The organism is Kouleothrix sp., assembly GCF_046328425.1.
GTDB lineage: Bacteria > Chloroflexota > Chloroflexia > Chloroflexales > Roseiflexaceae > Kouleothrix.
Map to the genome: position 1 here is coordinate 65,893 of NZ_JAXLWP010000003.1, position 26,366 is coordinate 92,258.

20 protein-coding genes are annotated in these 26,366 nt (G+C 69.0%); 5 read left to right on the forward strand and 15 right to left on the reverse strand.

Going from position 1 to position 26,366, the window contains the following annotated elements:
* Positions 1-18 precede the first annotated feature (18 nt).
* The 14 genes from U0177_RS00300 to U0177_RS00365 form a co-directional block, all read right to left on the reverse strand.
* Positions 19-612 carry a hypothetical protein gene (locus U0177_RS00300; RefSeq protein ID WP_409568575.1) on the reverse strand — a complete coding sequence of 198 codons (594 nt, stop codon included), beginning with the start codon at positions 610-612 and terminating at the stop codon, positions 19-21.
* Positions 605-1,474, reverse strand: coding sequence for a hypothetical protein (locus tag U0177_RS00305; protein WP_409568576.1), 870 nt, complete (start codon positions 1,472-1,474; stop codon positions 605-607). The genes U0177_RS00300 and U0177_RS00305 overlap by 8 nt, the downstream gene beginning before the upstream one ends.
* 69 nt (positions 1,475-1,543) lie before the next feature.
* Entirely contained in the window at positions 1,544-1,807 is a 264-nt protein-coding gene (locus U0177_RS00310) for a PqqD family protein (protein WP_409568577.1), read from the reverse strand.
* Positions 1,808-1,961: 154 nt separating this feature from the next.
* Positions 1,962-3,077 carry a nucleotidyltransferase family protein gene (locus tag U0177_RS00315; RefSeq protein ID WP_409568578.1) on the reverse strand — a complete coding sequence of 372 codons (1,116 nt, stop codon included), beginning with the start codon at positions 3,075-3,077 and terminating at the stop codon, positions 1,962-1,964.
* Between the two features lie 94 nt (positions 3,078-3,171).
* Entirely contained in the window at positions 3,172-5,517 is a 2,346-nt protein-coding gene (locus U0177_RS00320; RefSeq protein WP_409568579.1) for a lamin tail domain-containing protein, read from the reverse strand.
* 843 nt (positions 5,518-6,360) lie between these two features.
* Positions 6,361-8,100 carry a hypothetical protein gene (locus U0177_RS00325; protein ID WP_409568580.1) on the reverse strand — a complete coding sequence of 580 codons (1,740 nt, stop codon included), beginning with the start codon at positions 8,098-8,100 and terminating at the stop codon, positions 6,361-6,363.
* A gap of 4 nt (positions 8,101-8,104) precedes the next feature.
* A complete protein-coding gene (locus tag U0177_RS00330) occupies positions 8,105-9,208 on the reverse strand; it encodes an aminopeptidase (RefSeq protein WP_409568581.1) in 1,104 nt (367 codons plus the stop codon).
* 67 nt (positions 9,209-9,275) lie between these two features.
* Positions 9,276-10,265, reverse strand: a complete 990-nt coding sequence (gene yvcK / locus U0177_RS00335; RefSeq protein ID WP_409568582.1) for a uridine diphosphate-N-acetylglucosamine-binding protein YvcK — start codon at positions 10,263-10,265, stop codon at positions 9,276-9,278.
* Positions 10,266-10,289: 24 nt separating this feature from the next.
* Entirely contained in the window at positions 10,290-11,666 is a 1,377-nt protein-coding gene (locus tag U0177_RS00340) for a GlmU family protein (RefSeq protein ID WP_409568583.1), read from the reverse strand.
* 47 nt (positions 11,667-11,713) lie between these two features.
* On the reverse strand, positions 11,714-12,916 hold the full coding sequence (locus U0177_RS00345) for a 2-phospho-L-lactate transferase CofD family protein (protein WP_409568584.1): 1,203 nt from the start codon (positions 12,914-12,916) through the stop codon (positions 11,714-11,716).
* Positions 12,916-14,049 carry a phosphoglucomutase gene (locus U0177_RS00350; RefSeq protein WP_409568585.1) on the reverse strand — a complete coding sequence of 378 codons (1,134 nt, stop codon included), beginning with the start codon at positions 14,047-14,049 and terminating at the stop codon, positions 12,916-12,918. The genes U0177_RS00345 and U0177_RS00350 overlap by 1 nt, the downstream gene beginning before the upstream one ends.
* A 70-nt stretch (positions 14,050-14,119) precedes the next feature.
* On the reverse strand, positions 14,120-15,496 hold the full coding sequence (locus U0177_RS00355) for a phosphomannomutase/phosphoglucomutase (protein ID WP_409568586.1): 1,377 nt from the start codon (positions 15,494-15,496) through the stop codon (positions 14,120-14,122).
* Between the two features lie 198 nt (positions 15,497-15,694).
* Complete coding sequence (locus U0177_RS00360; RefSeq protein ID WP_409568587.1) at positions 15,695-16,663, reverse strand: type I phosphomannose isomerase catalytic subunit; 969 nt, start codon at positions 16,661-16,663, stop codon at positions 15,695-15,697.
* Positions 16,664-17,270: 607 nt separating this feature from the next.
* Entirely contained in the window at positions 17,271-18,818 is a 1,548-nt protein-coding gene (locus U0177_RS00365) for an O-antigen ligase family protein (protein ID WP_409568588.1), read from the reverse strand.
* 220 nt (positions 18,819-19,038) lie between these two features.
* On the opposite strand from U0177_RS00365, the gene U0177_RS00370 reads away from it, so the two are divergent.
* The 5 genes from U0177_RS00370 (at position 19,039) to U0177_RS00390 (ending at position 25,222) form a co-directional block, all read left to right on the forward strand.
* Positions 19,039-20,160, forward strand: coding sequence for an AI-2E family transporter (locus U0177_RS00370; protein WP_409568589.1), 1,122 nt, complete (start codon positions 19,039-19,041; stop codon positions 20,158-20,160).
* Between the two features lie 297 nt (positions 20,161-20,457).
* Positions 20,458-21,714, forward strand: a complete 1,257-nt coding sequence (locus tag U0177_RS00375; protein ID WP_409568590.1) for a Zn-dependent hydrolase — start codon at positions 20,458-20,460, stop codon at positions 21,712-21,714.
* A 1,303-nt stretch (positions 21,715-23,017) separates the two neighbouring features.
* Entirely contained in the window at positions 23,018-23,773 is a 756-nt protein-coding gene (locus tag U0177_RS00380; RefSeq protein WP_409568591.1) for a hypothetical protein, read from the forward strand.
* Positions 23,774-23,788: 15 nt separating this feature from the next.
* Positions 23,789-24,325, forward strand: a complete 537-nt coding sequence (locus U0177_RS00385; protein WP_409568592.1) for a GNAT family N-acetyltransferase — start codon at positions 23,789-23,791, stop codon at positions 24,323-24,325.
* Between the two features lie 216 nt (positions 24,326-24,541).
* A complete protein-coding gene (locus tag U0177_RS00390) occupies positions 24,542-25,222 on the forward strand; it encodes a hypothetical protein (protein ID WP_409568593.1) in 681 nt (226 codons plus the stop codon).
* Here the strand turns inward: U0177_RS00390 and U0177_RS00395 are convergent.
* Positions 25,219-26,340: a glycosyltransferase family 9 protein gene (locus U0177_RS00395; protein ID WP_409568594.1), complete on the reverse strand. Its 1,122-nt coding sequence runs from the start codon at positions 26,338-26,340 to the stop codon at positions 25,219-25,221. The two genes, U0177_RS00390 and U0177_RS00395, sit on opposite strands and share 4 nt — an antisense overlap.
* Positions 26,341-26,366: the final 26 nt, after the last annotated feature.

Genomic DNA, 26,366 nt, shown 5'->3' on the forward strand with positions numbered 1-26,366 from the left:
GCTCGTACTTCATGCACTTCACCTCCTTCCATCGGCAAGATCAGGTATACGAAGCCAGGCCGCCCAGGGGAATGGCGCGAACAATACGCGGGCGACAACCCGAGCAAGCGGTGGGATGGCGCCAATAGCCAGCCGCCGCAGAGGGTTTGGAAGTAGCGCAGCGAAGCGGCGCGCGCCGTTGGCGGCGCGGCCGTGCTGCCGCGATAGCTGTGCGATCAGGCGGGCGGGCGCGCCCGAGCAGCCCAGGCTGCTGACTGCGCCATTGCGCCCGGCGCGCAAGGCCCGAACCACGCCGATCACGTCGTCGAGTGGCACGCGTGGATCGCAGAATGGCTCGGCATCGCCCTTCGGCACCACAATGGTTTGCCCGTGGCGCTGGCGCATGGCCACCACCCGGTGGGCCACCAGCATATCGCCAAGCGGAAACAGGATGATATCGCCAATCGCAACCGACGCCGCGCCGAACTCGACCTGCAGCCAGGTGTCGCGGCCGATCAGCGGGCGCATGCTGGTGCCGTGCGGCGCGATCCACGCCGTGACGTGCCTGCGCCGGTAGTCTTCAAATACCAGGCGGCGAGCGTGGTGCTGCCACTTGCGATCAAGTTCAATCATCGCTGGCCTCCAGCCACTGCGTGATGCATTCGGCTGTAGCATCAAGCGTGCCGGTGCGCAGCTTTGCGCAGCGCACTCCGTCGAGCAGGCTCGCGATCCGCGCCAGCCCATCGGCGAAGCCGCGCGAGGCCGCCCAGGTGCCGCGCAGCAGCTCGATCGTGGCGAGCGCGGCCGGCAGCGGTGTGATCGCGGGCGGCTCGCCGGGGCGCGGCGGGCCATCGAGCAGCAGCACAGCCCCGAGCGGCGCGGCAGGCGCCAGGCATCCGGGAAAGGCGCGCGCCAGGTCGTCCGGCGTTAGCGTCCACTCGATCCCGCCACCCAGGTGAACCGGCGGCCGCTCGGCGACAAAGCCAAGCTCGCGGATCAGCTCGGGCGTGCCGGGCCGGATGTGGATGCTGCGGTGGTACGGCAGGATCTGGCGCGTGCCCGGCGCGACCACGGCAAACTCGTCGGAGAGCAGGCCAAAGCCGCGGCGCACCAGCCCAAGGGTTAATGTCGTCTTGCCCTGGCCGCTACGCCCGGCGATGATCAGCGCAGCGCTGCGGTAGGTGCAGGCCCCGGCATGGATGGCATAGATGCCGCGGGCGTACAGCTCGGCCAGCACGCCGTGCACCATCCGGTCGAGCATTCCGATCGTTGCGGCGTGCGCGTCGGGCCAGCGCTGGCTGCTGCCGTGGGTGTCGGCCACCAGGTAAGCGCCGTCGTCGGCGCGGCTAAGCCAGGCGGCGAAGGCCGGCGCGGCGGCAGGCGGCGCGCGAAATGCCGCGTAGGTTTCATCGACACGGGCAAACGCGTCGGCGTCGCACACGCGCACGTCGATCGGGATCCCCAGCACGACATAGCTGGCGTGGTAGCTGGCCAATGGCAGAGTATCCTGAGCAGTATTCGATTGTGATGCCGCCACTGCCATAGGCTCTCGTCGAGCGGTGCGCTACGTAAGAACGCCAAGATCGCGGAACTTCGCCAGGATATACACGACATCCTCGTGCACGTCGGCGGGGGCGAGGCCATAGGGTGCGGCAAATGCCGCGACGACCTGCTCGAGCGATGCCTTGCCGTCGCACAGCTCCCAGAGGCGCGCGGCCGACTCGTTGATCACGTGAGCGCGGCCGCTACGGCGATCGTGCAAGATCGCCTCGTTGCCGACGCGCTGAAGTGTCACATCCGGGCTAGGCGTGGGTGGTGATGTGTCCATGGATGCTCCCATACGGCCGGCGCGCTCGCCAATCGAGCTGATACACTCGTTCGGCTGTGCAATAGCAGAGTAGCGATACACGCTGCCGCTATACGAGTGTGTTCAGTATAACAGACGCGGCAAGCGCTCTCCATAACAGTTTCTTCATTTGTATTTACGGGCTTTTCGCTGTGCTGGTGCGGGCAGCGCGGCGAGCCTGGTAGATCTGCTTGCGGCCTTTGCGCAGCAGCGCGGCGCCGAGGTTGCGGCCAATATGGCCAATACCGTCCTGCTCGAGCAGCCGCAGCAGCAGCGATGGCTGCTGGCTGAGATCGTCGGGCGTGGTGGGGCGGAACAGCGCGCTGACGCCGCAGGTATGCTCGAGCAGCCGGCGCTTCAGCGCGCCGACGCGCAGCTGGGCCAGCACATGGGCCGGCGCGGGCGCGTCGAGCAGCTCGGCCGAGAGCGCCAGGGCGTAGAACAGCGCGGTGCGGGCGCCGGCCGCGCGCGCCTGTTCGAGCACGTAGGCCCAATCGAGCGTGGCGGCGTGGCGGCCGAGCAGCGCCGCGATATCGCACACAAAGCGCAGCCGCAGCGGCGAGCGCGAGCGGTGGATCGCCAGGTGGAGCAGGGTATCTTCAGGTGACAGAACTGTGATGGTAGTGCCGTGCACCTGGGCGCTGAGCGCGCGCCGCCAGAGCACGTCGGTGCCGAGGCTGAAAAAGCGCGTAGCCCACAGGCCCCAGTGCAGCTCGAGGCACACGCTGCCGCCAGCGGCGGGCCGGTAGTAGGGCGGATCGTGAAAGGGGTGGTACAAATTATCGAAGCCCGGGTCGGCCTCTTGCGCGAAGCCCAGCCCGCGCAGCGCCGCCCGCGCCGCCGGTAGATCGGCGGGGCGCACCAGCACGTCGAGATCGCCAAGCGAGCGCAGGCCCAGGCCGCCATACAGCGTTTCGGCCAGCACCAGGCCCTTCACCGGGATGCCGCGCACGCCGGCATGCTCGAACGCGGCGAGCACGCTGACCATGGCGTCGGCCAGGGTGGTATTGCGAATGAGCGTAGCGTACTGGCGGCGCTGCGCGCGGATCTTCCAATCGGCCGGCACCACAATCTGGCCGTCGAGGCGGCGCAGGTTGGCGGCCAGCAGCGGCAGCACCTCGTGCAGGTGGCCCTGGCTCCACAGCAGCTCCCAATCGACGTGGTCGTGCACGCGGGCGATCAGCTCGCGCTCGGCTGCGGGCGCCAGCTGCGGGCGCGCCGCCAGGCACAAAATATGATGTTCATGGTTCATATCAACGGTTATACCATTATTTTTTGATTTTGAATAGCGCGGCGGGCGTGGGTATAACCCACGCCCGCTGCGCTCCGCTATGGCGAACAGAGAGCTACTTGCGCGTTATCGGCAGGTAGATCTTGATGTACTCGGCCTTCAGCGTGCCGTTGGACGACGCGCTGGAGACGCCGGCGGTGGTGGTGCTGAGCGTCGCGCCGAACTGCAGCGACGCGCCCTCGGGGGTATTGCTGGCCACCGTGCCGCTGATCGTAATCGCGCCGCTCTCGAGCGCGTCGAGCTGGTCGGCCGACCAGTGCAGCGTCGTCGGGCCCTGCACCGGCAGGTTGAAGGCCGGCGTCGCGCTGCCCGCGCTCGCACCGGTGATCGTCACGCCCGAAGGCACGGTAAGCGCAAGGTCGACACCTTCGGCGATGCTCTGGCCGTTGTTGCCATACTGCAGCGTGAAGGCGAAGTTGCGTCCGGGCGGGGCCGCGAACAGCACCGGGTTGAACTTGACGTCCAGCAGCGCCGGGCCCAGCGTCGTGACGGTCCACTCCGACTGGTTGTTGCTCTGCGTCTGGGCGTCCTTGGGCTCGTTCGGCGAGCTGATCGTCGCGCGGTTGACCAGCGCGGTGTTCTGCGGCGCATTGGCCGCGATCGTCGCCGTCAGCACGATCGTGTAGGGCGCGCCGCCATTGGCCGGCGGTGTCACCTTGAAGACCACGTTCTGGCCGTTGACGGTTGGCGTCAACGGGGCGTCGAGGTAGCTAGCCGACTGGAAGCTCATGCCCACCGGCAGGGTGTCGGTGATCGTCGTCTGAACGCCGCCGATCTCGTCGGCCGTGCCGATGTTGCTGTAGGTCAGCTCGAACACCACGTCGGTGCCGACCGTAGCCGTCTCGGGGCCGCGCTTGGCGATCGACTCGTCGAGGCCGACGCGGCCGTTGCAGGGCTGGCCGGGGGTTTCGGTGCCCGGCGTGTGCACCACAAAGTCGGTGCTGCTGGTCGGGTCGTTGATGCCACCGTCGATGAAGCCGCCGTTGGTGTCGAGCAGCGACGGGCAGCGCTCGTAGCTGGTGCTCTCGGGCACGTCGGCGACGCGGATCGGGATCACGCCCGCGCTCGGCACCGTCGGGTTGCCGTACGTCACCATATCGACGATGTCGTCCTTGCCGTCGATCAGAACAAGCTGCTCTTCGACCGCCAGGCCGTTGATGTTATCGAGGTCGAGGTCGCCGGCCGACCAGGCGGTGTACTTGGTCATATCCGAGGCGAGGTCGAGCAGCGTGCCCGTGTAGCCGGCGTGGGCCTTGAGGAAATCGGCCTTGCTGCGGGCCACAACCAGCAGCGCCTTGCTGGCCAGCGTGCCGCTCTTGAAGCGATAGGTGCCCTGGCTCGACGTGGGCGACGAGCTGCGGGTGGCGGCGTTGCCGATCTTGTAGTCGGAGAGCGAGATAGCGTAGTTGTTCGGGTTGTAGATCTCGATCCACTCGCTGTCGCCGCTCGACGCGGAGCCGGGGGTGTCCTTGCCAACCGGGTTGGCCTGGAACTCCGTCACCACCAGCGGCGCGTACGGCTCGTAGCTGGGCTGGCCGCCCGGCACCGAGTTGTTGTTGAAGTGTACGTCGAAGCTGGTGTCGATCGTGCCGTCCTGGATGTCCTGCAGCGTGTTCTTCGAGGTGCTGGTGCTCAGCACGTCGATGATCGGCGAGTTGTAGCCATCGCTCGGAACCGCCAGGTTGTTGTAGGTGGTGGCCACGGTAAAGCGCAGGAAGTTGTTCGCGTTGTCGACAACCGGCTTGGCGGCGGTCAGCGCCGTCCACGGCACGCTCAGCTCGACGAAGCTACCCTTGGCCACAGCGGCGCTGGCCAGCTGGCCGGCACAGCTCGTGCAGTTCTTGCCGTTGGGGTTGGCGCCGTCGTAGATCAGGATCTTGTTCGCGCCCACCACGCCGGCGGTAGTGCCATTGCCGGGCCTGAACTGCAGGTTGATCGCGTTCTCCCAGCCGGCATCGCTCGGCACGTTGGTGGTGGTGAAGGTGCCAGTGCCAACCGGCACGTCGGCGCGGCCGGTGCCGTTGTGGTTGCTATCGATCGTGATGATCAGGTTGATCGACGGGCTCTGGGTAATACCCACGTAGCGATCGACCTTGGCCAGGAAATAAATATTGTTGAAGTCGGCGGTGACGCTAAAGAAATCGAGGTTGGCCGCGCGCGTCACCGGGTCGGTCGCGGTGATCTGGCGCGCATCAGGCGCGCCGTTGATCGAGAGCGAGTCGCCAAACACAAATTCGCCCTGCTGGGCATTGTTGCGCATCACCGCGCCAATACCGGCCGGCGGCTTGACGCCGAACCAATCGGTGCGCGCGGGGGTGAGCCCGGCTTTGTTTTCGATTTGTACAGTGTGCGCCCCAACACTTGCGACCGATAGCACGCTCAGCAGCAATGCCAGGGTCATACTGAAAGCAAACAGCTTTCTTTTCATTGATCTTCTCTCCTTAATGCGTCATTGCGAATGAATGCGGAGCACGCAAGCGCGGCATGCGGCCGGGCGGCTCGGCATCCAACGTTCCGGCGGAACAGGTAGTGCGATGGTAGAGCCCATGGATCGATTGTGTGCATAGCCAGGGCTGGGTAGCGTGCAATGACCGCCAGATCGTCTCGTACCTATGAGTGTTTTCTCCTTTCTACCGGCGCGGGCTGCGCCGGTGCGGGCGGCGAACAACTACGGAAAAGGCTGGCGTAATGCTGCGATCGGCTTGTCGGGCAACAGCGCAAGGGCCCGCGCCAAGCGAGCTACTTATGTAGTAGCATACAGGGTTGCATTGAATAGACTGTGAATCGCGCCCAACCCCCGATGAACCTTTTGTTATCGTTCGCATGGCGCCGCTCTCGCCGTATCGCCGGCAACCTCCTCCGGCAGCCCGCCGGCATTAGGTTTCCGGGCATAGAGAAACAAACCTTTGCTCCGGAGAGCAAAAGTCTGCACCATTCGAGCGTGGAAATGGAAGATCTGAGTAACAAAGAACAAGTACGATGTTGTGCGAAGATGACGTTCTTGTTATGCCGGGGCAGAGACGCGCCGGCGGCATGATGGAGCTATGATTGATCGGCGCTGGCCCACGGCGGCGCCGGAAAACCCAGCAGCTGGGTAGGCCGAGCGCGCCGCGAGCCGGTACGATCAGGGTTGTCTGGGTGCACTATTTTTTGAGTATACCAGGTCGCCGGGTGATGTCAATGGTTGAGAGCATATCGTCATATTTGGCGGCCAGCCCAACCGTGGAAAGGGCTGAGCCGCTGGTCAGAGCCAGCCCATGGCCTGCCACTCGGCGAAGCGCGCGCGCAGGCGTAGCGCCGCGGCTGGCGCCAGCCGCGCCACTCCGCCGGCCAGCCGTTCGCGCCAGGCGGCGCCCAGGCCGCGGCCGAGCGCGGCCAGCAGCGCGGCCAAGCTATAGGCCAGGTAGTCGGCGATCCACTGGCGCACGCCGGCAGGGCCGAGCACGCGCCAGGCGATCAGGGCGATGCGCGGGTGGCGCCAGAACATCCCCAGGATCATTTTGTGGTAGTCGCTCCAGATCATCCGATCGCGGAAGAAGCGCTGAGCCAGATCGACGCCCAGATCGCCCAGCAGGCCCAGAAAGATATTCTGCAGCACGTTCACGTCGTCGGCGGCATCCCAGGGCTGCATGAAGCGGCTGAACACCCAGTTGAGCGACACATTCACCTGGTAGGCGCTGATCGGGGCGAGATGCTCCGGGCCGAGCAGGCCGGTGCGCAGCGCCTCGGCCAGCAGCGTGGTGGTGCGGCCCAGGTTGCGCACATGCGAGCCAAAGCCGCAGAAGGTGAGCGGCGACTGCTGGGCAGCCGAGTCGCCGATCGGCAGGACGCCGCGCAGCAGCGGCGCCTCCTGGGGGCGCACGCTGTGGCGGGCAGGGATGTAGCCATACACCGGCTTGATATGCCGGAATTCCGGGCCGGGCCGCTTGTAGCTCGGCAGCAGCGCGAAGTAGTCTTCGAACAGCTGCATGAGCGAGGGCGGGCCAGCATCGAGAGCCGGGAAGCGAGGGTCGCCCGCAGCTATTGAGTGATTTTTGGTTTTTGGCTCTTGGTTCTTCAGCAGCGTGTCGTAGTAGAACAGGTACACCGTCAGGTCGTCGCCGCGGCCGGGGAAGCCCTCCCACATATACTGCTGGCCGCGCTGCGCATTGGCGACGCTGATCAGAATATCGCCGACGCGCGGGTTGTGCTCGTCGTCGGCGGTGCCGGGGGTGAAGCCGGCCGCCACAGTGCCGACGGTTGGGCAGACACCGGCGAAGGGCCGGCCGCCGAAGCGGCGCTGCGCCAGCGGCGAGGCGCTGCCCATGCCATCGAGCAGCAGCCGGCCGACATAGCGCTCGAGCGTTCCGTCGTCGCGCGCCAGCTCGACGCGCACCAGCAGCGGGCCGTCGGGGGTGGCCTGCGCCCCTCGAAACGCGCGCCGATCGAGCACCACGCCGCCGGCGGCCACGAGCTTGCCGCGCGCGAGTCGCAGCAGCGCGCCGGCGTCGAGCGCGACGTTCAGCACCTCGGGCATCCACAGCTCGCGGGCCGCAGCCCGCTCGGGCGTGAAGAAGCGCACCACGCCGGTGTCGTACTCGGCCATGATCACGTCGCGCAGCTCGTCCCAGCTGCAGAAGCCGGCGGCCACCAGCGCGCGCAGCTCGTCGCGCGAGATATTCCACTCGCGGTGGGCGCAGCCGGCCTCGCCGCGGTCGAACAGCAGCACGCGAAAGCCGTGGCGCGCCATGATCGCCGCGTGGAGCAGGCCCAGGCCGCCGCCGGCGTAGATCAGGTCGTACTCGGCCGGGTCGGCGACTGCCGAGTACGAGTAGACATCGTCGCGCGGCGCGGCGGGCCGGCCGCTGCGGATCGCGGCCCAGGCAGCGTCGAGCTTGAGCACGCGGTCGAGGTGCTCGAGCGCGGCCATGTGCTCGAAGGCGGCGACGGTGAGCGGGTAGCGCTCGGCGAGCGCCGCGCTGTCGGCAGAAGGGTTGGTATGCATAGATTTAGATCACAAACTTGCCGTCTTTATAGATCAGCTGGCCATCGGCATAGGCCTCGCCGCCTTGGCGCAGATCGCAGACCATATCCCAGTGCAGCGCCGAGCGGTTCTGCCCGCCGACCTCCCGGAACGAATCGCCGAGCGCCAGGTGAATAGTGCCGCCGATCTTTTCGTCGAACAGGATGTTGCGGGTGAAGCGCTGGATCTGGTAGTTGGTGCCGAACGCCGCCTCGCCGAGCCGCCGGGCGCCCTCGTCCATATCGATGAGCTTGTGCAGCAGGTCTTCGCCGCGCGCCGCGCTGGCCTTCACCACCTTGCCCTCGCGGAACTCAAGCCGCACGTCGGACACCTCGCGGCCGGCGTAGACAGCCGGGAAGCTAAAGCGGATGTGGCCTTCGGTTTTGGTCTCGTCGGGGCTGGTGAACACCTCGCCGTCGGGAAAGTTCTTCTTGCCGTCGGCGTTGATCCAGCTGCGCCCGCCGGTGTCGTAGGTCAGGTCGGTGTCGGGGCCGACGATGCGGAACACGCGCTTGGCCGCCAGGATATCGGCCAGGCGCTGCTGCTCGTCGTGCACGACGCGCCAGGCCGCCACCGGGTCGTCGTGGTCGAGCTTGCCGGCGCCGTAGACAAAATCTTCGTACTCGGCCAGCGACATATCGGCATCCTGCGCGGCCGACTGGGTGGGAAACTGGGTCACGGCCCAGGTAGCCTCGCCGTTGTCGACGCGCTGGTAGAAGCGGGTGCGCAGCTCGCGGGCGGCCTTGCTGCGCAGGGCGATCTTCTGCGGGTTGGCGTTGCTGAGCGCCTTGGTGTTTTCGCTGCCCAGCACGCCAATCAGCGCGTGGATGGCCTCGTTCTCCTGGCGCGCCAGCTCGGTGACGGTGGTGAGCTGCTTTTCGGAGGCGTGGGCGTAGAAGATCTCGTCGATGCCGCTGACGGTCAGGCGCAGCAGCGGCAGCGCGCCGACCTCAAGCGTCTCGCGATACAGCTCGCGCACCAGCGGCGCGGCCACGGCGTCGGCATTGATCTGGAATAGCTGGCCTTCCTTGAGGCCGAGTGAGTAGCGCACGAGCACGCGCGCAAGCTTGGCTACACGAGGGTCGGGCATGTGGGCTCCTCCTTCTGCTAGCTGCGAGGGTCGAATGCGCGGTGTACATTGGCGCCCCTGCTGCGCATCACGCGATCAGCTCGCGCAGCGCGGCGGCGAGGGCGGCGGTATCGTGGCGCAGAGTATCTTGTTTATTCCACAGCACGCGCTGTACCCCGGACGGCTCGCCGAAATCGCGCACCACCGGCCGCACATCCAGCGCGGCGATCGCCGCCAGCTCGGCAGCGGAGGGCGCGAGCACCAGCAGGCCGTCGGCGGCGAGGCGCGCCTGGCGCTGGGCGTCGACCGTGCCCTGGTTGATCAGCGCGGCGTCGAGCGCGCCCGGCCCGAGCGCCTCGGCCACGCGCCGCACGTGGTCGGCCGTGGCGTAGCCGTCGGTCTGGCCGGGCTGGGTAGTGGTGTTGCACACAAACACCACCTGGCCGCGCGCGGCGCGAAGGGCCTCGGCCATGCCGTCGAACAGCAGGTCGGCGAGGATAGACGTGAATAGGCTGCCAGGGCCTAGTACGACCAGATCAGCGCGGCGGATGGCCTCAAGCGCGGCGGGGTTTGCCGGGGCGGCTTCGCGCAGAAACAGTCGCCGGATGGGCGGCTTGCCCAGGCCGCGCACGTGCACCTCGCCGCGCACCAGCGCGCCGCCCTCAAGCTCAGCGCAGATATCGGTGTTGGCGTCGGAGACGGGCAGCACCTCGGCGGCGCAGCCGGCAAGCTCGGCGGCCGTGCGCACGGCCGCGCCGAAGCCGCCCTGCACCTCGGCGAGCGCGGCAATAAGCAGATTGCCAAAGGCCATTCCTTCAAGCTGGGGCACGCCCGCGCCGCTGAAGCGGTGCTGCAGCAGCCGGGCGATCAGCGGGTCGGTGGCGAAGTTCGCGATCGTGGCGCGCAGATCGCCGGGCGCGGGGATGCCGCCGATCGCGCGGGCCAGCCCGGTCGAGCGGCCGGTATCGGTGACGGCGATCACCGCGGTGAGGCGCGAGGCGAAAGACTGCGCGGCGCGCAGCACTTGGCTGGCGCCGCCACCGCCGCCGATTGCGACCACATGGATCGATCGCGTCATAGGATCGTACCCTCCGCTGGCTGGCTAGCGCGCCGCCGGGCGGGCCGCGTCGAAATCGCGCAGCGCCTCGGCCTCGGCGCGGGCCAGCACGGCGCCGTCGGCGGCGAGGCGCGGCGCGCGGCCGCCGGCGGCGATCTCGGCGCGGCTGCCGCGGGTCATGGCGAACACCTCGCGCAGCAACTCTTCGTAGGCTGGCGCGAGCGCCACCTTGCGGCGCGACATCACCTTGCGGGCCACCTCGATCATCCCGTCGATGCGGTACTCACGAAACACCTCACCGCCCCAGGTGAACGGCGGGATGGTTTTCGGCGCGAAGTGCACGCCGAAGATATTCGAGCCGGTGCCGATCACCGCGCCGCCATTCAGGTGCACGCCAATGCCGAGCTTGACATGATCGGCCAGGAAGCAGCCGAGCTTGAGCACGCCGCTATCGACCTGGCCGAGGCCCTCGACGGCGACGCGGATGCTGCCGTAGGTATTTTTCAGGTCGCTGTTGGTGGTCATCGCGCCGATATTGACCCACTCGCCCAGGTAGGAATGGCCCAGAAAGCCATCGTGGTGCTTGTTGCTGTAGCCCTGCACGATCGAGGCCTCGACCTCGCCGCCGATGCGGCAGACCGGGCCGATGGTGGTTTCGCCGCGGATGCGCGCGCTCGCGACGAGCGCGCCGGCGCCAAAGGCAGCCGGCCCCTGGATGAAGCTGAATGGCTCGATCTGCGCGGCGTCGATCACGATCGGCCCATCGCGCGCGTCGAGCGCGATCGGCCCGGCCAGCCGCGCCTGGGGGTGAACAAACACCTGAGCCGGGTTGTGCACCACCACGTCGGCCGCGTCGATCGGCCGATCGGCGGCGCTGGCCCAGCCGTCGGCGCGCAGCAGCAGCGGCAGGTCGCGCACGATCTGCTCGCCATTGGCGCCGATCAGATCCCACGGGTAGGTCAGCAGCGGCGCCGCAACCTCAACAACGCGCCCAAAGCGGCGCAGCTCATCGAGCGCTGCGGCGGCGCGCTGCTCGAGCAGGTCGAGCAGCACCGCGCTGGCGAGCGTAGGCGAGAGGCGCGCGCCCAGCAGCACCGCAGCGCCGCGAGCATCGGCGGCGACGTAGATCGTGTTGAGTGGCTCGGCGGCGAGCCGCCCGAACCAGGCCATGTCGAGCGCGCGGCCATTCACAAACAGCAGCGGGTGCTGCTCGGCCAGCAGGCCCAGCGGCCAGCGCCCGGCGCCGTAGAACGTAGCCAGGTGCGCGCGGCACACTGCGGCGGGCGCGTGGCCAAGCAGCGTTGCCAGGCGCTCGCGGGCGGTGAACAGGCCGCAGCGCAGCTCGAACACTGGCCGCGAGTAGACCAGCGGCAGCAGCAGGCGGTAGCCTTCGTCTTCGAATAGGACAACAGTTTCCGGCATAGTTCCGAACAGCAGAGTAGCGCTTTGTGCTGCCCATCGCTCAGGCGCTACTCACGGCGCAAGATTTCAAGAATGGCGGCGGCGAGCTTGTCGGGGTCGTGGCGCAGCACGCGCACGGTGCGCCCGGCGCCCGGCTGGTCGAGCGAGGCGGTAAGCTGTACCACCGAAGTGGCCAGGTCGGCCTCGATCACCACCGCGCCCTCGACCACCACATCGCGCATTGTGACGCGGTCGGTCTTGCTGACGATCGTTTCCTCGTACTCCTCGGGGTTCATGTACACCGGCGCCTGGTGCGCGGCCTCGTACATCTGGCGCACATCGGGGTCGATACGCTGAGCATTCACCAGGACGTAGTCGGGGGCGAAGCCGCCGTAGCGCACAATCTGGCGGATGTGGTCGGCCACGCCGAAGCCGCTGGTAAGGCCCGGCTCGGTCATCAGGCTGCAGATATAGATCTTGCGGGCCTTGCTGCGCTGGATGGCCTCGCGCACCTCGGGGATCTGCAGGTTTGGCAGAATGCCCTCGAACAGGCTGCCCGGCCCGAGCACGATCGCGTCGGCCTGCTGCAGCGCCTCGATCGCCTGGCGAAAGATCAGGTGGCGGCGCTCGGCGCCGGCGCTGCCGTAGCTATCGACGAGCATGGTATCGACGGCGTGGCGGGTGGCCAGCAGCTCGCGGTGCGAGATATTTTCCTTGATATTGTGGTGCGTACCGTCGTCGAGCACCACCTCGACGTCGAGGCGATCGGGGGTAGGCGGCACAAAGATCACATTCTCGAAGTTATACAGGCTCGACGCGCGGTAGTAATACTCGACCGGGTCCTGCACCGGGGTGATGCATGTGAGCCGGCTGGCGTAGCGCCCAAGGCTGGCGAGGATCAGCAGGCCGGCGCCGCCGGACACGACGGTAATGCGCGGCGGGCGGTTGGCGCGGCGGTAGGCCAGCACGAACTCGTCTTCGCTGCCGGGCTTGGCGCTGAGCGGGATGATCGCCACGCCGCTCAGCAGCCACACGCCGGCGGCCAGGATCGCCAGGCCCACCAGCGTCAGCAGCCAGCCGCGCGCCCAGCGGTCGAGGAACTGCAGCGTGAGGTAGAAGAAAAAGCCAGGCAGCTCGGCGGTGCGATAGAGCGCGATCACGAAGTAGGCGATGCCGAGCGAGATGCACACGATCCCAAGCGAGGCCAGCGCCAGCGGCAGGCCGAGGTGGCGCAGCGACGCAAGCCGTTTGGTAATATCGTTGAGGCGCATTATGGTGTTCGCTTGACCTGAGCAAGCAGCGGGCGCAGCTTGCTGCCGAAGCGCGCGACGATCTCGATCAGCAGTAGCGCGGCCAGCACGGCGTCGGGCGTGGGGCCGTAGCGGCCAAGCGTGGTTTCGCCGCTGGCAGTGACGCCCACCAGCACACTGTTGCGATCCTGGCCGAGCATCTCGGCGATGCGCGCGGCCGGGTCGGCCGCGAACTCGATCTTCAGGCCCGACGCAGACTCCCAGCTGCGCAGCGCGGCCACGTCGACGCCATCGGCGATCGGCGGCACCACCACCATGCCGCGGTGGCGGTACTCGCGGCTGAGGTAATCGGCCAGCAGCAGCGCCATATCGTGCGGCGGCACCAGCTCGCCGGTGTTGTCGGCCACGCCGATCGCGCGGCCGTCGGCCGAGATCGCCACGCCGAGGTGCGAGTCGCTTTCTTTCACCAGCTTGCGCAGCCGGTTGAGGCCAGCCTCGCTAGGCTGGGGCGGCTGGCGGCCAAACAGCGGGTCGATCTCGCGATTGATCTCGATCGCCTTGGTCTGCCCGCCGTCGCCGAGCGCGGCCGGGATGTAGCCGCTGCTGGTGCCGTTCATTGGGTCGACAAACACGGTGAGCGTTGTGTTGCGGATCAGCTCGACGTCGATCGCGTCGCGCAGCGCCTCGAGGTAGGGCGCGCGCAGGTCGATCTGCGAGCGATCGTTGGGCTCGAAGGGCGGAGGCGGGAACTCGGCGGGGGCGGCGAGCGCGAGCGGCGGGCCTTCGTCGAGCAGCGCCTGGCCGGCCAGCGGCGCGAGCAGCACCATGCCGCTGTACCAGAACGGCAGGTTGCGCGCCGAGAGCAGCAGCGCGCTGTCGGCGCGGCGCTGCTCAAGCGCCAGCTCGACGGCCGGGAACGGCGCAGGGTTGGGGCAGAAGCTCACCGGCACGCCCTGCGCTGCGAGCAGGCGGTAGGCGTAGCGCGCGAACTGGCCGGCCATGAAGCGCGTATCGTGGGCTACCAGGCAGCTGAGCTTGTGTGCCAGCAGGGCCTGGCCGATCTGGGCGCAGCGCTGCCGTACGCCGTCGAGTGTAAAATCGACGGTGTAGATTCCCTCCCAATATTGGCGGCTGATACGCGGGCGCTGGCTCATTGAGTTCTGTATTTTGAGTTTTGGGTTCTGGCCCTGGTATGTGCGCAATTTGCAACCCGCAACGCAAAGGCTAGCCGTGCTGCTTGAAATCCTCGACGGCGGCGAGCATGAGCGCGCGGATCTCGGCCACGCGCGCGGGCGTGCGGGCCTCGAAGCGCGTGGTGATTGCCGGCTCGGTGTTCGAGGCGCGCACCACGCCCCAGCCGTCGCCGAAGTCGACCCGCACGCCGTCGACGTCGGAGACATCGTAGCTGGGGGCGAAGGTGTCGCGCACGTGCTCGATGATCTTGAACTTCACCGCCTCGTCGACGTGAACGCGATCTTCGGGCAGCGACGGCAGGATCGGGTAGTCGGCGAGCGCCTGCTCGAGCGTCTGGCCGCTCTGCTCGAGCGCCTTGAGCAGGTAGCAGCCGGCGAAGATGCCGTCGTCGAAGGCGTGGTTCTCGATATCCGTGATGATATGGCCGCTCAGCTCGCCGGCCAGCGGCGCGCCCAGCTCGCGCATTTTGGCGGTGCCGTTGGTGTAGCCGGTCTTCCACATCACCGGGGTGCCGCCGAACGCGCGGATGGCATCGCGCAGCACTGTGCTGCACTTCACATCAAAGATGATCGGCGCCGGGCCGGCGCGCAGCACGTGGCGGGCCAGCGCGATCATGTAGCGGTCGGCGAACACCATCGCGCCGCTGCCATCGACCACGCCAAGCCGGTCGGCGTCGCCGTCGAGGCCAATGCCAATAGCCGCGCCCTGCTCGCGCACCAGGCGCATCAGGTCGCGCAGGTTGGCCTCTTTCAGCGGGTCGGGGTGGTGGTTGGGGAAGGTGCCGTCGGGCTGGATGTACAGCGGCAGCACCTCGCAGCCGATCGCCTCGAACGCGCGCACGCCGAGCGGGCCGCCGGCGCCGTTGCCGCCGTCGAGGGCGATCTTCACCGGCCGCTCGAGGCGCATGAGCCGGGCGACATCCTGGACGTACGCATCGCTGATGTCGATCTGCTCGTAGCCGCCGCTGCCACTGGCGAACGCGCCGCCATTGGCCAGCCGGCCAACCTGCTGGATCTGGTCGCTGGCGAGCGGCTCGCCGCCGAAGCGCGGCACGGCCTGGCGCAGCTTCAGCCCGTTGAACTCGGGCGGGTTATGGCTGGCCGAAACCACCGCGCCACCGTCGGCGCGCAGGTACGACTGGGCGAAATACATCAGTGGCGTCGGCCCCATGCCAATATCGATCACATCGCAGCCGGTGGCGCGCAGGCCCTCGATCAGCGCGGCGGCATAGGCCGGCGAGGTAAGCCGCGCGTCGCGCCCGACCACAATGCGCCGGCCGCCGCGCGCGCGGAAGTAGGTGCCGGCCGCGCGCCCAAGCGTGGCATACACCGCCTCGGACAGATCGACGTCGACAACGCCGCGAATATCGTAGGCGCGGAAGATCGTCGGGTTGACGGCATAGGTCATACGGCTATCCTTATGCGTCGCCAAGCGCGCGTTGTGAAACCTAAGCTCGGTAGCAGCCAGGATGGTAGCCTAAAGACCGCGTTCCGTCAAGGTTCGCGGCGCTCTGGCGGGGTGCCGGGCAGGCCGCCGGCAGCAGGTGGCGGCGGCCTTTTCAGCTTGCGGGGCGGTTGGGGGCGCTAGCCAGAGGGCCAGACGCGGCTAGGGCACGTAGCAGCGCAGCAGCGCGGCAGCGCCGGCCGGGCGCAGCTGGTACTCGCCCAGCGCGGCCGGCAGCACCACCGACTCGCCGCACCGGAGCGCGCGCGCGCCGCCGGCCCAGCCAAGCTCGGCCGCACCGTCGATCACCGTCAGGATCTCGAAGCTGCCAGGGTCGGTGGCGGCGGCGCGCGCCTCGCGCACGTCCCAGCGCTCCATCGCGAAATACTCGCAGCGCACCAGCAGCGTGCGGGCCTCGTCGATGCGCTCGGGCACGGCCCTGGCGGGCGGCTGCTCGCCAAAGTTCGCGACATCGAGCGCGCGCTCGACGTGCAGCTCGCGCAGCTGGCCGTTGGCGTCGCGGCGGTCGTAGTCGTACACGCGGTAGGTCAGGTCGGATTTCTGCTGGATCTCGAACAGCATGATCCCAGCGTTGATCGCGTGGATGGTGCCGGCCGGCACGAACACCGTATCGCCGGCCTGGGCCGGCACGCGGCGCATCAGCTCGCTCAGCGTGCCGTCGTGCAGCGCATCGGCGAAGGCGGCGCGGGTGGTGGGGTGCGCCAGGCCGTGGATCAGGCTGGCGCCGGGCGTGGCGCGCAGGATGTACCAGGCCTCGGTTTTGCCGTGAAAGCCGGTGTGCGCCTCGACGCTATGGGCGTAGGCGTCGTCGGGGTGCACCTGGATCGACAGGTGGTCGGCGGCGTCGATGAACTTGGCCAGCAGCGGGAAGTCGGCGCCGCCGCGCGCGAACGGGCGCGTGCCAACCAGCGCCGCGCCGTGGTCGCGCGCGAGATCGGCCAGCGTGCGGCCGGCGAATGGCCCTTCGGCCACCAGGTTATGCTCGTACACCTGCCACGACTCGGCCAGGTGAGCGGGTGCGTTGGCGAGGCCCAGCCAGCCGCCCAGGGTGTCGCCGCCCCACAGGCGGCTGTCGAGCTTGCGCTCGAGGATCAGCGGTGTCAGATCCATTGCAATTCCTTTTCGTCAGGTTGTGGATTGTGCTCGGTTGCAGGTTGGCAGGTTGCTGGTTGCCGATTGGGAGTGTGTAGCAAGTTGCTCGCCAAGCGCCGGCGGCAGCGCCTGACGGCTTGCGAGGGCTGCGCGCCCCATTTCCCCTGCGAGGGCGTTCGGAGGCTACGCGCCCCCGCGCCCCGCAGCAGGAGGCCGCCGCCGGCCTCCTGTACCTCCGCGTCACCCAGGGGGTACCCGGCTTCGCCCCAGACCCCGTAATGAATGCTGTCGCGTGCACACCGCCGGTGGCGCATGCCTCGCGGCAAACCGACACGGTATGGTGCGCCGCAAGTCATAAGCGTATGGCGTTGATGGTGGTACGGCCTTTCCCGTAGGGCGCGCATCGTGCGCGCCTTCTCCCCTCACGGGGTGAGCCGGGGCTGCGGGCCCCATAAAGCATGCTGTCGCGTGTACACCGCCGGCGGGGCATGCCTCGTGGCGCGGATGCGGGTGGTGGTTGGCCCTGAGGCATAGCGCTCTGCGCTTCCCCGCTCCACCGCTCTCCGCTCTCCACTCGAACGCTCTGGCGCTCACTCGCTCAATCGCCCTGCGCCCTGCTCTAGTATTACCGCTCGAGCGCCTCAGAAAGCGCGATCAGCAGCCAGAATACAATCGCGAGATCGCTGACGAAGTAGAAGTTGTCGACCAGGCCGTGCGCCAGGGCGGCGACGGTTGCGGCGGCGACGCCAAGCGCGAGCGCGGAGGTGGGCCGGCGCAGCGTGGCGCGCAGCGAGCGCCACAGCAGCCAGCCAAACGCGGCCAGGCCGAGCGGCCCGAGGCGCAGCCAGATATCGAGCAGCAGGTTGTGCGGGTGGGCGGCGAACTGTTCGCTGGTGCCGATCAGCGCCGGGTCGATCAGGCTCAGGCCCGACGCGGGGTCGTGGTAGACGCCGAACTGGTCGAGCCCAATGCCAAGGGGGTGCCGGGCGATGTAGCCCAGCGCCTCGCGCCACAGCAGCAGCCGCACCGGCGTGCTGCCGGCGGTGACATCGCCGCGCAGCGAGAGCGCCAGCCCGGCCAGCACGACTGCGGCGCCGGCCAGGGCCAGCAGCCACGCCGCCGGCCTGGCGCCCTGGCGCGGCCCGCCGCCGCGCGCCATAAGCCCAAGCGCCAGCACGACTGCCGCAGCCACCGCGCCAAGCCAGGCGCCGCGCGAGAACGACACCGCGATGCCGCCGAGGCACAGCAGCGCGCCGAGCGCCCAGAGCCAAGAACCGTTCCGAGCTCTCGCCTTGCGGCTAGGACGAAGGGCGAAGGGCGAAACACGAAGCGATGTGCCCTGTTCGCCCTTTGTCTGTTGTCGTTCGTCGCCTGCGGTAAAGCGCCCTGAAAACGCGCGCAGCGCCGGAAGCGCAAGCGCCGCCGCCAGCGGCCAGGCGCGCCCGAGAAACAGCCCGAGATTGTTGGGGTGGCCGTACACGGAAAGCACGCGCCGCACGCCGCCGTCGGCGATCACATTTGGGCAGACGCCGCCATCGGGCGCGAAGCACTGCTTTTTGCCGAGCAGCGGCACGAGATCGAGCCCGGCGTACTGCAGCAGACCGAGCAGCCCGGCCAGCGCGCCGCCGATCACCAGCGCGGCGACGAGCGCCGGCGGACGGCCGCCGTGCTCGCGCGCCTCGGCCGCAAGCTGGCGACGCGCCAGGGCATAGAACAGCAGCGGCTCGGCCACCAGCCGGCGGAACTCGATCAGCGCCGGGCCGCGCGCCACCGCCAGGGCCACGCCCAGCGCGCCGGCCAGCAGAAACAGCAGGTGCGGGGCAAACACGCGCGCCCACGCGCCGAGCGGCAGGCGTGGCGGCCGAGCCGGGCGCGCCGGGCCAAAGCGCGCCCACAGCCAGCGCGCGGCGGCGGCGGCAAGCGCCAGCAGCAGCGCGGCCTCGTGCAGCGGCAGGTCGAAGGCGCTGGCGCGCAGGCCCGGCAGCGCGCCGGGGATGAGGTACAGCGGCGCGGTGAGCGGCACGAACAGCAGCGCGAGATCCGGCCGCAGCAGCGCCAGCGCGCCGAACAGCGCCAGGCCCAGCAGCGCCGGCAGCAGCGCGCCGCCCTTGTAGAACAGCAGCAGCGCCAGCGCCATGGCCGCGAGGATGGCAGGTGTGCGTCGGGCGATCATGCGATAGGTGCCCACAGCTCAGCCCGCGGCGCCGGCGCTGCCGGGCGTGAACACCCCGGGCCTGGCGGGCCGGCGGCGCTCGCATTCGGCTGCGGGCCTGCGCCCGGGCGATCGAAACGCCGCGATTGTACCATACCGGCGCGCTGCTGGTGGCATCGCGGGTGCTATACTACGTAAGCCCTAAGAGTATCTGGCGCGCCGCGCCGCAGGAGAAAGCCCCATGCCGCAATCGATCTCTGTGAGCATCACGGCGAAGGGCGTGGCGCTGCTGCTGGCGGCGCTGGCGCTGGTCTGGCTGATCGCCAATTTCAGCAGCATCCTGCTGATCTTGTTTGTGGCGATCCTGCTGGCGGTGGCGATCACCCCGGCGGTGGCCTGGCTGTCGGCGCAGCGCGTGCCGCGCGCCGTGGCGATCGTGCTGATCTACCTGGCGCTGCTCGGCCTGCTGAGCGTGGTGGTCGCCGTGACGGCGCCGGTGCTGATCGACGAGGTGAACCAGCTCAGCGATAACCTGCCGAGCCTGACGACAGCGGTGGTCGACGCGCCCGGCAGCTGGCTCGGGCCGCTGTTTCCCTCGCTGCAGCAGTCCTTCAAGCTGAACGACCTCGCGCAGCAGCTGAGCGCCCAGCTTGGCGCGCTGGTGGGCAGCGTGGGCGCGCTGCTGGTGGGCCTGGGCCGCACGCTTACGTCGCTGATCCTCAACGGCCTGCTGGTGCTGGTGGTCGGCTTCATCCTCACGGCCGACGCCGAGTTCGCGCCGCGCTTTATCGCACGCTTCTTCCCGCCGTCCTACCGGCCCACCGCCGCGCAGCTGGCGGGCCAGATCGGCGACCGCCTAGGCCACTGGGTGCGCGCCCAGCTGCTGGTGTGCGTGTTCTACGGCGTGTGCTTCGGGATCGGGCTGGCGCTGATGGGGGTGCCCTACGCCTTCGCGCTGGGCCTGGCGGCCGCGTTCATGGAGCTGATCCCGTATGTCGGCGGCGCGATCGTGACCGGGCTGGCTATACTGGTGGCGCTTTCGGTTTCGCCGTGGCTGGCGCTGGGCGTGCTGGTGCTGTACCTGGTGATCGCCAACGTCGAGGCCAATATTGTCTACCCCAAGGTCGTGGGCGAGATCGTCGGGCTGCACCCGCTGGTGATCATCATTGCGCTGTTTATCGGCGCCGAGGCGCGCGGGGTGATGGGCGCGCTGCTGGCGGTGCCGTTCACCGTGGTGCTCCAGGTGCTGTTCGACCAGTTCTACCGCTTCGAGGAGCGCGCGCCGGCCGCTGCCACAGCCGAGGCGCCGGTGCTGCCGCGCGAGCCCGCCGCGCCGGCCCGGCCGCTGCCCAGGCGCCGCTAGCGCTTCCCGGCAGCCGCCAGCCGGTGAGAAGATCGGCCATGCCGGCCGCAAGGCCGTGCGCGCATGCCTCAGGGTGGCCCAGCAGCCCTTGCGGCGCCCTGAGGCATGCGCCACCCGCGCAGCCCGAGCCGCCACGCTTTCTCCTCCACAGGCGCAGCTCCCAGGCGCCTGCCAAGTTGCGTGGGCCGCGCGCCTCTGCTACAATCGGAGCCTCTTCACCGCCCGTAGCCAGCCTCACTGCCGGCGCGCCCGCCGCCACGCCGCGCCGCGCAGCCACAAGCAGATTGGAGCAACACCATGACCAGCGGTTCGGCCCTGCAGCCACAGCGGACGATCGACGAGTTGAAGGAGCTGCGCGCGCTCACCGGCGACGCCGACGGCGCGCAGCGCGTGGCCTTCACCGACAGGTGGGTGACGGCGCGCGCCTGGATGCGCGAAAAGCTCGCGCAGCTGCCGGTGGAGGTCGAGATCGACCCGGCCGGCAACCAGTGGGCCACGCTGCGCGGCGCGTCGGAGAAAGAGCTGCTGATCGGCGGGCATATCGACTCGGTGCCGAATGGCGGCTGGCTCGACGGCTGCCTGAACGTGCTGGCCGGCCTCGAGGTGCTGCGCCGCATCGCCGCCGAGGGCACCCCGCCCGTCACGGTGCGCCTGGTCGACTGGGCCGACGAAGAGGGCGCGCGCTTCGGCCGCAGCCTGTTCGGATCGAGCGCGGCGTCGGGCAACTTCGACCCCGAGGACCTGGCCGAGCTGAAGGACCGCGACGGCATCGCGCTGCCCGATGCGCTGCAGCGCGTGGGGATCGACCTCTACGCCGCGCGCGCGGCCGGCGCCCAGCTGAAAAACGCGGCGGCCTACCTCGAGCTGCACATCGAGCAAGGCCCCGTGCTCGAAAGCATGGAGCTACCGCTGGGCGTGGTGCTCGGCACCTTCGGCGTCGAGCGCCACCGCATCATCTGGAAGGGCCAGGCCGCGCACTCAGGCTCAACGCCGATGGACAAGCGGCGCGACGCGCTGGCCGGCGCGGCCAAGCTGGCGCTCGAGATCCGCGACATCGCGCGGCGCGCGGGCAGCGGCGCGGTGTGCACCAGCGGCGGCGTGGTCTGCCGCCCCGGCATCGTCACCTCGGTGGTCGAGACGGCCGAGCAGCTGCTCGACCAGCGCCACCTCGACGCCGCCACGCTGGCGCGCATGCTGCAGGAGGCCAAAGACGCCAGCGAGCGCTTCGCCAAAGAGGAGAAGATCGACGTGAGCTGGGAGCGGATCTGGAACATCGAGCCGATCCTGTTTCACCCCGACCTGATCGAGCTGTGCGACCAGGCGATCCTCGAGACCTGCGGCACCTCGCACCGGCTGCCGAGCGGTCCGCTGCACGATGCCGCCGAGGTGTGCCGCGCGGGCGTGCCGACGATCATGATGTTTGTGCAGAGCCTGCGCGGCATCTCGCACAACAAGATCGAAGACACCCGAGAAGATCACATCGCCATGTCGGTCGCCGCGCTCGACCGGCTGGCCAGCAAAACGATCGGCTGGATCGTGGCGCAGGGCGGGTAAGCAGAGAGCGGAGAGCGGAGGAGCGGGAGAGCGGAGGAGCGGAGACCTCGGCCTGCGCCTATGCCCCAGGGCCAACCATCACCCGTACCCGCACCACGAGGCATGTGCCATCGGCGGTGTACACGCGGCAGCATTCATTACGGGGTCTGGGGCAACGCCCCAGCGCGGAGGTACAGGAGGCCGGCGGCCTCCTGCCGCGGGGCACGGGGGCGCGTAGCCCCCGGCTCACCCCAAGAGGGAGAAGGCGCGCCCTACGGGAACGAAGGCCGTGCCGGCGGCGATGTCAGACGCACATGCCTCGTGGCGCACAATAACGTGGCGGTTTGCCGCGAGGCAGAAGGCGCGCACGATGCGCGCCCTACGGGAACGAAGGCCGTGCCGGCGGCGATGTCAGACGCACATGCCTCGTGGCGCACAATAACGTGGCGGTTTGCCACGAGGCAGAAGGCGCGCACGATGCGCGCCCTACGGGAACGAAGGCCGTGCCGGCGGCGATGTCAGACGCACATGCCTCGTGGCGCACAATAACGTGTCGGTTTGCCGCGAGGCAGAAGGCGCGCACGATGCGCGCCCTACGGGAACGAAGGCCGTGCCGGCGGCGATGTCAGACGCACATGCCTCGTGGCGCACAATAACGTGGCGGTTTGCCACAAGGCAGAAGGCGCGCACGATGCGCGCCCTACGGGAACGAAGGCCGTGCCGGCGGCGGTGTCAGACGCACATGCCTCGTGGCGCACAATAACGTGGCGGTTTGCCACGAGGCAGAAGGCGCGCACGATGCGCGCCCTACGGGAACGAAGGCCGTGCCGGCGGCGATGTCAGACGCACATGCCTCGTGGCGCACAATAACGTGGCGGTTTGCCACGAGGCAGAAGGCGCGCACGATGCGCGCCATACGGGAACGAAGGCCGTGCCGGCGGCGATGTCAGACGCACATACCTCGTGGCGCACAATAACGTGGCGGTTTGCCACGAAGCAGAAGGCGCGCACGATGCGCGCCCTACGGGAACGAAGGCCGTGCCGGCGGCGGTGTCAGACGCACATGCCTCGTGGCGCACAATAACGCGTCGGTTTGCCACGAGGCAGAAGGCGCGCACGATGCGCGCCCTACGGGAACGAAGGCCGTGCCGGCGGCGATGTCAGACGCACATGCCTCGTGGCGCACAATGACGTGGCGGTTTGCCACGAGGCAGAAGGCGCGCACGATGCGCGCCCTACGGGAACGAAGGCCGTGCCGGCGGATAACCGCAGAGCGAGTGAGCGCCGCACCCGCAGACAGCGTAGGTATGAAAGGTACTGCTGCATGGACGAACCACAACGCCTGCTGGCGCGCCTCGACGCGATCGGCCGCGCGCTGCGCGACGGCGGGCAGGCGCTGGCGCTGCTAGGGCTGGGCTCGGTCGGGCGCGAGCGCAACCGGATCGACGCATTCTCGGATCTCGATTTCTTCGTGGTCGCGCGCGACGGCGCCAGGGACGCGCTGCTGGCCGACTTGGGGTGGCTGGCGGCGGCTGCGCCGGTCGCCTACGCCTTCCGCAACACCGCCGACGGCTACAAGCTGCTGTACGCCGACGGCATCTTCTGCGAGTTTGCGGTGTTCGAGGCTGCTGCCCTGGCCGGCGTGCCGTTCGCGGCTGGCCAGGTGGTGTGGCACGCCGAAGAGTTCGACCCGGCGCGGCTCGAGCCGCCGCCCCGCGCCCAGCAGCCGCGCCCGGCCGAGTGGCTGCTGGGCGAGGCGCTGACCAACCTGTACATTGGGCTGGGCCGCTTCCACCGCGGCGAAAAGCTCTCGGCGGCACGTTTCATCCAGGGCTACGCGCTCGATCGAGTGCTCGAGCTGGCCGCCACGCTCGAGCCGGCACAGCCCGGCCACCCCGACCCATTCGCGCCCGAGCGGCGCTTCGAGCAGCGCTTCCCGCAAACCGCGCGCCACCTGCCCGATTTCGCCCAGGGCTACGAGCGCAGCGTCGAGTCGGCCCGCGCCATCCTGGCGTTTCTGGCCGAGCACTTCGCCGTGAATGCGGCGCTGGCGCGCGCGATCGAGGCGCGCTGCGCATAGCCGAAAGGAGCCCCCGTGTCGCTTGCTGTGCTCGAAACCGCGCGGCTGCGGCTGCGGCAGTTCGCCGATGACGACGCCGCGTTTGTGCTCGAGCTGCTGAACGAGCCTGCGTGGCTGCGCTTCATCGGCGACCGCGGCGTGCGCACGCTCGACGACGCGCGGGCCTACATCGAGAGCGGCCCGCGCGCCATGTTTGCGCGCCACGGCTTCAGCCTGATGGTGGCCGAGCGCGCGGCCGACGGCGCCGCGCTGGGGATGTGCGGCCTGATCAAGCGCGATACGCTGCCCGCGCCGGATATCGGCTATGCGTTTCTGCCGCGCTACTGGGGCCAGGGCTACGCGCGCGAGGCCGCCGCCGCAGTGCTCGATTACGGCCACCGCGCGCTGGGCCTGCCGCGCATCCTCGCAATCACCGCGCCCGACAACACTAGCTCGATCCGGCTGCTCGAAGAGCTGGGCATGCGCTTCGTGGAGATCATCCCGTATGAGCGCGGCGAGGTGTCGCGCCTGTTCGAACATACCCATCGCGCGACAACCAATTATAGTGTATAGTAGAGACGCGCCCGGCGGGTAACTTTGCCCTCTCTGCTCTGCCACATCGGCGCTGCCGATGCTGCTCGTGCTCCCGGCGTATCGTGCTCAGAAGCCGTTTGAAAAGGCTGGTTTGGAGCGAATCCGTCCTTCCAAACGCGGTGTTTCCGGCGGGTCGCGAGGGGCATAGGCCCTAGAGCTTCCCTTTTCAGACGGGCTCAGATGCGAGGCGAAGCCATGAACGCATCGTTGATGATACGGCGCTGCCTGCTGCTGGCCGCTGCGCTCGCCGGCCTGGCTGCCGCGTCGCCTGCGCTTGGCCGCCCCCACTCGCACGCCGCCGGCGCCGAGCCGAGCGTGGCCCAGCCGCCCACCGCCACCTACCTGTTCGTCGAGCTGTGGGTCGAGGTTCACGGCAGCGGCACGCTGCCGGGCTACGTGGCCGGCTCGCCGGGCTACCAGTTCAACCCGCCGGCCGGCACACTGCGGCCATCGGCCGGGTCGATCCCGCCACTGTACCCCAGCGACTGGGGCTTCGCCGGCGCAGGCACCAGCCGCAGCGGCGCGGCCGGCTCGGGCGCCGACAGCGCGCTGCTGGTGATCCCAACCATCCCGTACAGCACCACCCTGCCGATCGGCACTGGCGCGGCCGGCCCTAAGTACGAGCACACCCGCGACGGGCTGGTCGAGCTGCGCGGCGTCTCGAAGGACGGCACGCTCGACGCGGTGATCGACGGCCAGCACGTGTCGCTGGTGCCGGGCGCGATCTGGCAGAAGACGGTTGGCGCCGACCTCAAGGCCGGCGGCTACAACGGGCACTACGACGTCACCTCGTCGGTGACGAACTACGGCTGGCAGGTGCGCTCGCTGGTGTCCGGCCCGACCGAGTTCGTGTGGCTGCCGACGGCGGCGCGCTAGGCCAACCCAAGCGCGCTGGCCAGCGCCGCGATCGCCTGGGCCGGCCGCAGCTCGCGCATGCACGGGTGGCCCTCCACCAGGCAGGCGTCGTTCTTGAAGCGCTGCTCGACGCACACCCGGCACTTGGCCGGCGTGCGCAGCACGGCAGCGTTCGGCGCGCGCGGCGCCCACAGATTGATCGGGCTGGCGCCGTCGCCGTCGGCGTCGTTGCCGAACAGGCACACCGTCGGGCAGCCCACCGCCGCCGCAATGTGCATCGGCCCGGCGTCCACCACCACCGCCGCGCGGGCCTGGCGAAACGCCCCGGCGAGCTGCGGCAGCGCCGTCTCGCCGCGCAGGTCGATCAGCGGCGTCTCGCGCAGCAGATCCTCTTCCCAGCCGCCCGCGTGGTAGCGCTCGCGCTCGATCTGCGGCTTGCCGCCGAGCATGCCCACGCTCAGGCCGCGCGCCGCGCACCAGCCGATCAGCTCGCGCCAGTACTCAGGCAGCCACTGCTTGGCGCTGCGGGTGGTGGTCATGTGCAGCAGCACGTCGGGCACGGCGAACGGCGGCGGCGCGCTGGCCACCTCGGTCTGGAAGTAGTCGGTCTCCACATAGGCGATCGTGCAGAAGATCTCGGCCAGGTAGTTGCTGCCGATCACCGCGCCGTAGCGCGCGAGAAAATCCGGGCTGTTCCAGTCGTGGTCGCGCAGCATGCGGTCGCGGATGTCGTCGCCGGGCGGCAGCTTGCGCCGGAAGTCGGGCGCGAGCGAGGCGCCTACCAGGTAGCGCGGCGCGACGGCGGCCACCACCACCAGGTTCAGCTCGCTGAACTCGTCGCAGTTGATCGCCAGGTCGTAGTCGCCGGCGGCGGCGCGGCGCGCGGCCACAAACGCGTTGAGGTCGGCCAGGTAGTCGGGGCGCGCGCCATAGAGCGAGAAGCGCGCGTCGACGTACGGGCAGCCCTGCTCCAGGTCGCGCGTGGTCTCGCCGCCGAAGAAATCGAGCGTGGCGCCGGGGTACTTGCGCTTGAGGCCGCGCAGCAGCGGCGTGGTGAGCACAAAGTTGCCGACTTTATCGGAGCCAAATACCGCCAGGTGCGGGCGTGCGCCGAGCGGCTGATCGGTGAAGCGTTGCATTGCTTTTCTCGTGTGCGGCGGGTGCC